This is a genomic window from Pseudoxanthomonas sp. GM95 (assembly GCF_900109775.1).
Taxonomy (GTDB): domain Bacteria; phylum Pseudomonadota; class Gammaproteobacteria; order Xanthomonadales; family Xanthomonadaceae; genus Pseudoxanthomonas_A.
The window spans coordinates 1,400,226-1,412,082 of sequence record NZ_FOAX01000001.1 but is presented as its reverse complement, the minus strand read 5'-3'; the positions used below and the strand labels follow the sequence as shown (position 1 = coordinate 1,412,082).

The window sequence follows — 11,857 nt, the reverse complement described above, 5'->3', positions numbered from 1 at the left end:
CGATCCTTTCCAGCTCAACGCGACCATTGCGCGGTGTAGAGCTTCCAGTCGCCACCTTCCAGCCGCCAGCCGGTGGTGACCTGATATGCGCCCGCCTGGTCGGGAATCCAGCGCCCGCTGCCACCGGTCAACAGCGCGCTGAAACGCACCGTGGCGTGGTCGCCCTGGAGGGTTACCTCCATCGGGCCGATCGTGGCACCGACGTCGGCATTGGCCAGGAACTGCACGCGAAGCAGGTTGTGCAGGCCTTCGCGGTCCATTCCGCCGTTGCCGGCGAAGTCCTCGGCGACCCGATCCATCACCTCGCCCGGCTTGCGGGCCTGGATGTCCTGCTGCATGGCCGCGATGTCAGCACGCAGGCGCGCCTCGGGATCGGGCCGGCTGCAGGCCACGCACACCGCCAGCAGCGCGACCAACCCGGTCCAGCGCACCATCCGCGCCAGTATCGAAAGATTCCGGTTTCTGTCGCCTGCCGGTATGCTCATCGCCACATTTTTCAGGGGACGCCGGATCGCCCGGCGGGCGCCCGACCTTAGCACCCTGGGAGGGGCAGACAAGATGACGCAAGACCGGCCCTGGTTTGCCAGCTATCCCAACGGCATCCCGCACGACATCGACGTCGAGGAATACCGCTCCGTCGCCTCGGTGCTGGAAACGGCCATCGAGAAATACCGCGAGCGTCCGGCGTTCTCCAACTTCGGCAAGGTCCTGACCTACGCCGACATCGATGTACTGAGCCAACAGATGGCCAGCTACCTGCTGCATGAGCTCAAGCTCAAGCGCGGCGACCGCGTCGCGGTGATGATGCCCAACTGCCTGCAGTATCCGATCTCGATCTTCGGCATCCTGCGCGCCGGGCTGACCGTGGTGAACGTCAACCCGCTCTACACCGCACGCGAGCTGCACCACCAGCTGGAAGATTCCGGTGCTTCGGCGCTGATCGTGGTCGACAACTTCGGCGACACCGCCGCCGAGGCGCTGACCGGCACACCGGTCAAGCACGTCATCACCACCGCGCTGGGCGACATGCTGGGCTTCCCCAAGGGCCCGCTGGTGAATTTCGTCCTGCGCTACGTCAAGAAGATGGTGCCGGACTACGAGATCAACGGCGCCGTCCGCTTCCGCGATGCGCTGGCGTTCGGCAAGGGCAAGCCGCTGCCGAAGCTGGATATCCAGCCGGGCGACATCGCTTTCCTGCAGTACACCGGCGGCACCACCGGCGTGGCCAAGGGCGCGATGCTCACCCACCGCAACCTGGTGGCTAACATGCAGCAGGCCTCGACCTGGATCGGCGTCAAGGCGCGCCCGGGCGAGGAATACATCATCACCGCGCTGCCGCTTTACCACATCTTCGCGTTGACGGCGAACTGCCTGGTCTTCATGAAATTCGGTGGCCTCAACCACCTGATCACCAATCCGCGCGACATGAAGGGCTTCGTCAAGGAGCTGTCCAAAGCGCCGTTCACCGCCATTACCGGCGTCAACACGCTCTTCAACGGCCTGCTCAATACGCCGGGCTTCGACAAGATCGATTTCAGCCGCGTGCACCTGACGCTCGGCGGCGGCATGGCCGTGCAGCACTCGGTCGCCGACCGTTGGCAGCAGGTCACCGGGGTTACTTTGGTGGAAGCTTACGGCCTGACCGAAACCTCACCCGCGGCCTGCATCAACCCGATCGACCTGGCCAGCTACAACGGCTCGATCGGCCTGCCGGTGCCGTCCACGGACTGCTGCCTCAAGGATGACGACGGCAACATCGTCCCCGGCGGCGGCGATGCCGTCGGCGAGCTGTGCATCAAGGGGCCGCAGGTGATGAAGGGCTACTGGAACCGTCCCGACGAGACCGCCAAGGTCATGGACGCCGATGGCTGGCTGCACACCGGCGACATGGCGCGCATGGATGCCAAGGGCTTCTTCTACATCGTGGACCGCAAGAAGGACATGATCCTGGTCTCGGGATTCAACGTGTATCCCAACGAGGTCGAGGACGTCGTCGCCGGCATGCCCGGCGTGCTGGAAGTAGCGGCGATCGGCGTGCCGGACGAGCGCTCGGGCGAGACGGTCAAGGTCTTCATCGTGCGCAAGGATCCGAGCCTCACCGTCGAGCAGGTCAAGGCGTTCTGCCGCGAAAACCTGACCGGCTACAAGCAGCCGCGTCATGTGGAATTCCGTACCGAACTGCCCAAGACCAACGTCGGCAAGATCCTGCGCAAGGACTTGCGCCAGCAGGAAAAAACCGCGCATTGAGTGCACGCGCCGGGTGCAGAATGCAGCCCGGTTGTCGCTAAGCCCGCCTGACGAAACCTTGGGATGATGCCGTGCCGAAGGAGAGACGGCGAGTGACGATTTCACTTTAAGTGACGCGCGTCACATAAAATCTGGAGTGTCCAAGATCGCCATAAGTCGTTGACTTATGGCGATTTTTTTGACGCATTTAACACTTGGTTCAGGTGTAGGATCGGCTACGCGACGACCCCCGGCGTAGCGCTTCCCTTTGACACCCCCAAGGACCCGCCCCAATGAGCACCATTGAAAAACTCCACCGCGCGCGCGATTTCCACACCATCCGCACCGAATCTTCGCCGGACAACAACTGCCACTGGCTGTACATGCACCACGACGCACAGGCAGGCGCCCGCCCCTGCTTCCGTCCGCAGTTGCTCGAAGAAATGTGGGGTTTTACCTCGTCGATCACCCACAACAACTCGCAGGAACGGCAGGCCGGACGCCTGCGTCACTTCGTGCTGGCGTCGGAAGGTTCGGCGTTCAACCTGGGCGGAGACTTGGAACTGTTCGGCCGCCTGATCCGTAGCCGTGACCGCGAGCATCTGCTGCAGTACGCGCGTCGTTGCATCGACGGGGTCAACATCCTGCAGACCGGGCTGGGCGGTGACGTGCGCACGATCGCACTGCTGCAGGGCGATGCACTCGGCGGTGGCCTGGAAATGGCGCTGGCCTGCCACACCATCGTGGCCGAGGAAGGCGTCGAAATGGGTCTGCCGGAAGTGCTGTTCGGCCTGTTCCCGGGCATGGGCGCCTACTCGTTCCTGTGCAAGCGCGTCTCGCCGCAGCTGGCCGAGCGCCTGGTGCTGGATGGCGTGATGTACAAGAGCGAAGACATGTACCGGATGGGCGTGGTCGACATCCTCGTCGGCAAGGGCCAGGGCCAGGCGGCGGTGCAGGACCTGATCCGCCAGCAGCAGCGTGCGCCGCACGCGCATCTTGCGATGAACCAGGTGCGCAACATCAGCCAGCGCGTGAGCTACGACGAGCTGATGGACATCACCGAGATCTGGGTCGATACCGCCCTGGCCCTCGGCGACAAGTCGCTGCGCATGATGGAGCGCATCGTGCGCGCGCAGGAACGCCGTTCCGCCGCACACGCCGCCTGATCGATGCCGTTCTGACGGCGGATCGGATCAGACCGATTCGTTGCGGTTTTCGCGCGCCTGCTGGTGCTTGTTCTTGAGTCGCACGTCCAAGGCGGTGCGGGCATGGGCCAGCTCGGACTTGATCACCGACAGGCGCGTGCGCCATTCCTGCGAGGCCTGCCAGTCGCTTAGCCGCATCAGCTCACCACTGCATGCGGCCAGGCGGCTCAGGCCCAGGTTGCTCGACACGCCCTTGAGCGCATGGGCGTGGTCGCGGACTTGGTCGATCTGGCGACGCTCCATCGATTCCCCGATCGCGGCGATACAGCCATCAGCGTCGGACAAACACTGCGCGATGAACTCGCGCTCGAATTCTTCTCCCATACCCAGCGCACTGAGTTCATCCAGTACGCCCGAATCCAGGATCTCGTCGTAGTTGATCTGGGTGGACTGGCGCTCCAGCTGAGGACGCATCGGCGCGATGATCTTGGCGTTTCCGGCGATCTCGGCCAGCACGTCCAGCAGGCGCACCGCCACCACCGGTTTGGCCATGAAAGCGCGGGCACCCGCCTGCTCGCAGCGGCTGATTGACTCGGGCGTGACATCGGCGCTCAGCACGATGACCGGGGTCACCGGGCCGCCGCCGGCCTGCATGACCTTGAGCTGCTTGAGCAGGTCCAGGCCGCTGACACCGGGCATGTGCAGGTCGATGATCACCGCGTCGTAGTCCGACACTTCCAGCGCGTCGAGCACTTCCTCGCCGCCACCGACGCAGTTGATGCGGTGGCCGGCCTTCTGCAGCAGGCGCTGCACGACCATGCGATTGGCCTCGTGGTCGTCGGCCACCAGGATCTGCATGCTACGCACACGCGCGCGGTGGCGCAGGAACGGATCGGAGAACGCGATGACGTTTTCCGGCGTCTCTTCGGCAGCCTCGACCACCGACGGACCACGCGGCACCACGCCCGGCTCGGCATCGACGACCTTGAAAGGCAGCTTGACCCAGAAGGTACTGCCCAGGCCCATCTCGCTTTCGAAACCGATGTTGCCACCCATGGCTTCGGCCAGGCCCTTGGCGATCGTGGTGCCCAGGCCCGTGCCGCCATAGCGGCGGCTCAAACTGACGTCTGCCTGTTCGAACGCGTCGAACAAGCGCGCCTGCAGGCGCGCCGGGATGCCGATGCCGGTATCGATCACGGTAAAGGTCAGCGATGCCGTCGCTTCATCGACGCCGCTCTCCATCGCCACGTGCACGCGCACGCCGCCGCGCTCGGTGAACTTGACCGCGTTACCGACCAGGTTGGTCAGGATCTGGCGCAGGTGGCGCGCATCGCCGCGCACCTTCTGCGGCACGTCCTCGGCGATGTTGACCACGTAATCCAGGTGCTTGGTGCGCGCCTGCGGCTGCATGATGAAGCCGACATGCTGGACCAGCTCGCGCGGCGAGAACTCGCTTTCATCCAGGCGCAGCTTGCCGGCCTCGATGGCCGAGATATCCAGCACGTCCTCGACCAGCGCCAGCATGCTGCGGGTCGAGGCCTGGATGGTGGACAGGCATTCGCGCTGCTCGGTGTCGAGCTGGGTGGTGCCCAGCAGGTCGGACATGCCCGACAGGCCATTGAGCGGCGTGCGGAACTCGTGGCTCATGTTGGCCAGGAAGCGGCTCTTGGCCTCGTTGGCGCGACGCGCTTCGGCGGTGGCGCGGGTCAGCTTCTTCAACAGGCCCGACAGGTACAGCGGGATCGCGATCAGGCCAACCCACAAGCCGACCGACAGACTCATGTTGGCCTGCCAGAACGCATTGGTGGCGATCACGCCAGCAAAACCGACGCAGCCCATCGCGATCGCGGCAATCAGATAGCGGCTACCGAAGCGCAGGCCGTTGCCGACCGTCACCCACATGATCAGCACGTACAGCCAGGACAGCGGTTCGCCCTTCATCGCCATGGCCGTGCACATCAGGCCGTAGTCGACGACCATGCCGGCCGCGCGACGCACGTCGGAGCGGCCGGGCTGCTGCAGGATCCACAGGAAGATCAGCGCGCCACTGGACACGCCCATGACGCTCATGATCAACGATTCAACGTAGACCTGCGGCGAGAGCACCTGGGTCAGCGCACACAGGGTCAGGTACACGATGACGCCGCTGAAGATCAGGATGCGGATCAACGCCTGACCGTGCTCGCTGTCCTGGCGAAGCGCCAGACGCTCCCTGATCTTGCTCAGCATTGCATCCATGACCTACTCCAACCCGGGGCGGACTTGCAGCGTGGAATAACGTTCGCAGATGCTGTCCAGCCGCTCGCGGCCGCGGAACAGCGCGTCGACGCAGGCCGGGTCGAACAGGCGACCACGCTGCGCGTAGAGATAGGCCAGCGCCGCGTCGCGGGTCCACGCGGGCTTGTACGGGCGCGCGGAGATCAGCGCGTCGAACACGTCAGCGACCGCGACGATGCGCGCTTCGATCGGGATCTGTTCGCCACGCAGGCCATCGGGATAGCCGGTGCCGTCGTAGCGCTCGTGGTGGCGTAGCGCGATGATCGCGCCGGTCTGGATCAGGCGGTTCTGGCTGCCGCTGAGCAGTTCGTGGCCGATCTTGGGATGGCGGCGCATGATCGCCAGCTCATCGGGATCCAGCGGACCGGGCTTCATCAGCACGGCATCGGGAATCGCGATCTTGCCCATGTCGTGCAGCGGTGCGGCCAACTCGATGGCGCGCACGTCTTCCTCGCCCATGCCCAGCTGTTCGGCCACCAGGGCGGCGATGCGTGACATGCGTTCGAGGAAGGCGCTGGTGCCGCTGTCGCGGTACTCGATGGCGCGGGCCAGGCGCGAGAGCGTCTCGCGCTCGCGCTCTTCGACCTCGTGCATGCTCGACAGCAGGCGCTGCTCCAGCGAGAGCGCGCGCTGCTTGACGTTCTCCGACTGCTGGCGCAGCTGCAGCAGGTTGCGGCAACGGGCGCGCAGCTCACGCGGGCGCACCGGCTTGACCAGGAAATCGATGACGCCTGCTTCCAGCGCGGCCTGGCGGATCGGCTCGTCGCCGACCACGGTGATCAGGATCACGGGGATGTCGCGGTGCATCGGCAGGCGGCGGAACCGGCGAGCGAATTCCAGCCCATCCATGCCTGGCATGCGGTAATCGAGCAGCAGCAGGTCGGTGCGATTGTTGCTGCACCAATCCAGGGCCACCTGCGGATCGCCGAAGTCGTGCACCGCCAGTTCGGTGGCGATGTCCTCGATCACATGGCGCAGCATCGTGCGCGCAGACGCCTGATCGTCGACGATGACGATGTTCAATTCGCTACCTGCGCCATTGGGCCAGTGCTGCTGGTCCGTTGGGGAGGAGACCGCGGTGAAGACGCGGCTTGGGGTGAGCATGTAACGCCACCTCTCGGGGGAATGCGAGGCTGCAAGGGACTATAGGGGAAACGTCGGAGATCCGGGCTGGCGGCCTGAAACGCGACCACCACCTCGGAATGGGAGGACATCAAGCACGAAGCGTGCCACCGATGCTCACCACGGCACGCAACGCGGGCCATCAAGCTGACAGTCCCGTCATTCACGCGCTTGACGCGTCAAAAGCCCTGCCTCATGGGCGCTGCAAGGCCATCCCCGCAGCACAGTCCCGGCAGCGCCGTTCCGCTGGCTCGCCGCGTGGAGGCGGCGCCTGCTGCCCTCACGCGTCACTTTTCAACCCTGCGCTTCGGGGCGCATGTAGGGGAACAGCAGCACGTCGCGGATCGAATCGACCCCGGTCAGCAGCATCACCAGGCGGTCGATGCCGATGCCCAGGCCGCCGGTCGGGGCCATGCCGTATTCCAAGGCGCGGATGTAGTCGGCGTCGAAATGCATCGCCTCGTCGTCGCCCCCGTCCTTGGCTTCGACCTGGGCGCGGAAGCGTGCGGCCTGGTCTTCCGGATCGTTGAGCTCGGAGAAGCCATTGGCGATCTCCTTGCCGTTGATGAAGAGCTCGAAGCGGTCGGTATAGCCGGCCTCGGTGTCGCTGGCGCGGGCCAGCGGCGAGACTTCCACCGGGTGGTCGGTGATGAAGGTCGGCTGGACCAGGGTGTGTTCGACCGTGGCCTCGAAGATCTCCAGCAGCAGCTTGCCCCAGCCGTAGGACGGCTTGACCCGGATCTTCAGGCGTTCGCAATGCGCCAGCAGCGCGGCGCGATCGGTGCAGTCCTCAACCGTGATCTCCGGGTTGTAGTGGCGCACCGCCTCATCCATGCGCCAGCGGCGGAAGGCCGGGGCCAGGTCGATGTCGGCACCGTCCCAACGGGCCTGCGTGGTGCCCAGCACGGTCTGCGCGGTCTCGCGGATCACGTTCTCGGTGAGGTCCATGATCTCGTGGTACGTGGCGTAGGCCTCGTACAACTCCAGCATGGTGAATTCCGGGTTGTGCCGGGTTGAGACGCCTTCGTTGCGGAAGTTGCGGTTGATCTCGTAGACGCGCTCCAGGCCGCCCACGACCAGGCGCTTGAGGTACAGCTCCGGCGCCACGCGCAGGTACAGGTCCAGGTCCAGCGCGTTGTGGTGGGTGGTGAACGGCTTGGCCGTAGCGCCGCCGGGGATGTAATGCATCATCGGCGTTTCCACTTCCAGGAAGCGGCGCGCGTCCAGCCAAGCACGGATGGCGCGGATGATCTTGGAGCGCTTGATGAAGACCTCGCGCGCCTCGGGCGTCACGATCAGATCCACATAGCGCTGGCGATAGCGCTGCTCGACATCGCTCAGGCCGTGCCACTTGTCTGGCAGCGGACGCAGCGACTTGGTCAGCAGGCGGATCGCGGTGGCCTTGACCGACAGCTCGCCGGTCTTGGTGCGGGTCAGGCCACCCTCGACGCCGATGATGTCGCCGACGTCCCAACCTTTGAACGCGGTGTAGGCATCATCCAGCACGTTGCCCTGCAAGAACAGCTGGATGCGGCCGGACTCGTCCTGGATCTGGGCGAAGCTGGCCTTGCCCATCACGCGCTTGGCCATCAGGCGACCGGCCAGCTTGACGTGGCGATCCAGGCCTTCGAGCACTTCATTGGTGAAAGTGTCCGCGTCGGCGAATTCGGCCTGCAGGTCGCCGGCCACCACGTCGCGACGGAAGTCGTTGGGATAGGCGATGCCCTGCCCGCGCAGCGCGTTGAGTTTTCCGCGGCGCTCGGCGATGAGGCTGTTCTCGTCGACGGGAGGCTGCGGTGCGGCGGGCTGTTCGGTCATGGCGGTATCGGGACTAATTTGAAATGTGGGGTTTTGACGTGGGAGCCGCTTCAGCGGCGATGCGGCGTTGCGTGGCAAGCGCCATCGCCGCTGCAGCGGCTCCCACAGGTGGCGCGGATCAGGCGTCGATGCGTTTGGCGCCGGCTTCCAGGCCGGACTTCAGGCTGGCCTCGACGAATTCGTCCAGATCGCCGTCCAGCACCTTCTGCGTATCGGAGCGCTCCACGCCGGTGCGCAGGTCCTTGATGCGGGACTGGTCCAGCACGTAGTTGCGGATCTGGCTGCCCCAGCCGATGTCGGACTTGGTGGCTTCCAGCGCGTTCTTCTCGGCGTTGCGCTTCTGGATTTCCAGCTCGTAGAGCTTGGCGGCCAGCATCTTCATCGCGTTGTCGCGGTTCTGGTGCTGGCTGCGGCCGGTCTGGCAGGCCACGACCGTGTTGGTCGGGATGTGGGTGATACGCACGGCCGACTCGGTCTTGTTGACGTGCTGGCCGCCGGCACCGGACGAGCGGTACACGTCGGTGCGCAGGTCGGCCGGATTGATGTCGATCTCAATGTTGTCATCGACTTCCGGCGACACGAACACCGAGGTGAAGCTGGTGTGGCGGCGGTTGTCCGAGTCGAACGGCGACTTGCGCACCAGGCGATGCACGCCGATCTCGGTCTTGAGCCAGCCATAGGCGTACTCGCCTTCCACGCGCACGGTCGCGGACTTGATGCCCGCCACTTCGCCGCCGGAGACTTCCATCAGCTCGGTCTTCCAGCCGCGCGATTCGGCCCAGCGCAGGTACATGCGCAGCAGGATTTCGGCCCAGTCCTGGGCCTCGGTGCCGCCGGCGCCGGCCTGGATGTCGACGAAGGCGTTGGTGCCATCCATCTCGCCGGAGAACATGCGCTGGAACTCCAGCTTGTCCACGGCCACGGCAATGCGGTCCACGTCGGCGACCACGGCCAGCGCGGTGTCCTCGTCCGATTCCATCTCGGCCAGTTCCAGCAGTTCGCCGGCGCCAACCAGGCCTTCGGTCAGGTCGCGGATGCCGTTGACGGTCTTGTCCAGCTGCGAACGCTCGCGGCCTAGCGCCTGGGCGCGCTCGGAGTCGTTCCAGACATCGGGGTTTTCGAGCTCGCGCTCGACTTCTTCAAGACGCTCACGCTTGGCGTCGTAGTCAAAGAAACCCCCGGAGTGAGTCCAACCGGCCGGTGAGTTCGGCGATGCGGTGGCGCACGGGATTGAGTTCGATCATGGGTTGCGGTGGTCTTGAGGCAAGACCGCAATTCTAGCAAGTCTGCCCTGCCCGGCTGCCGTCTCGCGCCGCGTCGCCGGTACAATGGGCGGTTCCGGTAACAGGGGACCGGTGCCGTGCTGCTGATCGTCCGCAATATCCTTTCCGTCATCGCGCTGCTTTGGCTGCTGGTGGGCGCGCCTGTGCCCGCGTGGGCGGCGATGCCGGCCGATCCGGGGCTGGACCAGCAGGTCAACCGCTGCTTCGAACTGCGCCGCAACCAGCCCAGCGAGGCCGCGCGCATCGCCCGCAAAGCCCTGCCCCAGGCCGAGCGTGACCCGGCCCGGCACATCAAGCTGCTCAGCTGCCTGGGCCAGAGCCAGGCGCTGGCCGGCCATGCCGCCGAGGCGCTGGCCACGGTCGACCGCACCCTGGCCGAACTGAAATCCCATCCGCAGCCGCCGGCGTTCAACCTGCGCGTGTATTCCAATGTGGCCGTGGCCCTGCATGTGGCCGGCCAGCTCCACCGCGCGCTGGACTACTACAACCTGGCCTACGACGCAGCGCTGGCCGGCGATTCGGCGGTGGCCCAGGTCAGTACGCTGATCAACGTGGCGATCATCTACAGCGAAGAGCTGGACGCCTTCGACCGGGCCGAGGATTACTTCGCCCGTGCCCAGGTCATCGCCGACCGCGCGGCGCTCTCCAATCCGCTGTTGGCTTACAACCGCGCGCTCAATGCGATCCGGGCTGGCCGCGATGGCACGGTGCCCGCGCTGCTGGACCAGGCCGAGCGCCTCGCCCGCGATACCGATACCCAACTCGTGGTCGCCCGCGCCCAGGCCGAACGTATTGCGCTGCAAGCCCGCAACGGCACGGGCGAACAGGCGCGCCCGCGCCTGCTGGACATCGCCCGCCAGCAGCGCGAGGCACAGGATCCCTCCGGCGCTTCGACCACGTTGGTGCGCGTGGCCACGCTGGCCCTGGCCGATAAAGATCCCGCCGCAGCCCTGCATCAGGCCACCACTGCCCTGCAGCTCGCCCGCAGCGGCGGCTTCCGTACCGAGCAGCGCGATGCGATGCGGGTCCTGCTCGCCGCGCAGCAGGCGCTGGGCCAGTACAAGCAAGCGCTGGCCACCAGCGCCCAGCTCAGCGACCGCCAGCTGCAGGCGCTGCGTTCGCAGAACCTGGCCGGCCTGGCCGCCTTGCAGGACCGGCTGGACGACACCGACCGCGCACGCGAGCTGGCCGCGATGCGCGCCGACCAGCGCGTGCAGGCGCTGCAGCTGGAGAGCGCACGCACCCTGCGCAACCTGGCCATCGCGGGCTTTTGCGTACTGGCGCTGCTCAGTGCCGGCTTCTACGTCTACCAGCGCCGCGTCCACGCCGAGCTGGAGCGGCTCAGCAGCACCGATGCGATGACCGGCATGCTCAACCGGCGCGCGGCCAACCAGCGCATGGCCGCGCTGCCGGCGCCGGGCGATGGGCGCCGGCACGTCGCCTTCCTGGTGGACATCGACCACTTCAAGGACGTCAACGACCTGCACGGCCACGAAGCCGGCGATGCACTGCTGGTGGAAATCGGACGGCGCCTGCGCACCGAGGGCGAGCCCGGCGACATCGTCGCGCGCTGGGGTGGCGAGGAATTCCTGGTGGCGCGGGCCAATGTCGATCCCGACCGCGTTGCGCAGATCGCCGAAGACATGCGCGCCTGCATCGCTGACCGTGCCGTGTCGCTGCCGACCGGCGGCGCCCACCGGCTGACCGCCTCGATCGGGTTCGCGTGCTGGCCGTTCTATCCCGATGCGCCGGCCGAACTACGCGGTGATTTCCACTGCGCGCTGAGCCTGGCCGACCGCGCGCTCTACGCGTCCAAGCATGGCGGGCGCGATGCCTGGACCGGACTCTGGGGCCAGGCCGGGCAGGACGGCCGCCCGGTGCGTGCGCTGGACCAGCCCGATGCGGCCGAAGCCGTGGGCCAACTCCGCATCCTCACCAACCGCGCCCCCGCGCAGTGGCACGCCCGCGCGATGGCGCAGGACTGAC

The 11,857-nt window shown here is 66.2% G+C and carries 8 protein-coding genes; 3 read left to right on the top strand and 5 right to left on the bottom strand.

Going from position 1 to position 11,857, the window contains the following annotated elements; genetic code table 11:
• Nucleotides 1-14 precede the first annotated feature (14 nt).
• A complete protein-coding gene (locus BMZ17_RS06685) occupies nt 15-434 on the bottom strand; it encodes a hypothetical protein (protein ID WP_093137412.1) in 420 nt (139 codons plus the stop codon).
• A gap of 124 nt (nt 435-558) precedes the next feature.
• Here BMZ17_RS06685 and BMZ17_RS06680 point away from each other — a divergent pair, with 124 nt between their 5' ends.
• Nucleotides 559-2,247 carry a long-chain fatty acid--CoA ligase gene (locus tag BMZ17_RS06680; protein WP_093137410.1) on the top strand — a complete coding sequence of 563 codons (1,689 nt, stop codon included), beginning with the start codon at nt 559-561 and terminating at the stop codon, nt 2,245-2,247.
• 272 nt (nt 2,248-2,519) lie between these two features.
• Entirely contained in the window at nt 2,520-3,392 is an 873-nt protein-coding gene (locus tag BMZ17_RS06675; protein ID WP_093137408.1) for a crotonase/enoyl-CoA hydratase family protein, read from the top strand.
• 27 nt (nt 3,393-3,419) lie between these two features.
• On the opposite strand, the gene BMZ17_RS06670 is transcribed toward BMZ17_RS06675, so the two are convergent.
• The 4 genes from BMZ17_RS06670 to prfB all read right to left on the bottom strand — a co-directional run bounded on the left by BMZ17_RS06670 (nt 3,420) and on the right by prfB (nt 9,832).
• Nucleotides 3,420-5,609, bottom strand: coding sequence for an ATP-binding protein (locus BMZ17_RS06670; RefSeq protein WP_093137406.1), 2,190 nt, complete (start codon nt 5,607-5,609; stop codon nt 3,420-3,422).
• Between the two features lie 3 nt (nt 5,610-5,612).
• Nucleotides 5,613-6,752 (bottom strand): response regulator, encoded by a 1,140-nt coding sequence (locus BMZ17_RS06665; protein ID WP_093137404.1) that lies wholly within the window; start codon nt 6,750-6,752, stop codon nt 5,613-5,615.
• Between the two features lie 312 nt (nt 6,753-7,064).
• Nucleotides 7,065-8,588, bottom strand: a complete 1,524-nt coding sequence (lysS, locus tag BMZ17_RS06660; RefSeq protein ID WP_093137402.1) for a lysine--tRNA ligase — start codon at nt 8,586-8,588, stop codon at nt 7,065-7,067.
• 118 nt (nt 8,589-8,706) lie between these two features.
• Nucleotides 8,707-9,832 (bottom strand): peptide chain release factor 2 gene (gene prfB, locus BMZ17_RS06655; protein WP_139202802.1). Its coding sequence is split into 2 segments (ribosomal slippage): nt 8,707-9,756 and nt 9,758-9,832, totalling 1,125 coding nucleotides; the frame shifts between segments, so codons are not numbered across the junction.
• A gap of 116 nt (nt 9,833-9,948) precedes the next feature.
• On the opposite strand from prfB, the gene BMZ17_RS06650 reads away from it, so the two are divergent.
• Nucleotides 9,949-11,856, top strand: a complete 1,908-nt coding sequence (locus BMZ17_RS06650; RefSeq protein WP_093137399.1) for a GGDEF domain-containing protein — start codon at nt 9,949-9,951, stop codon at nt 11,854-11,856.
• Nucleotide 11,857: the final 1 nt, after the last annotated feature.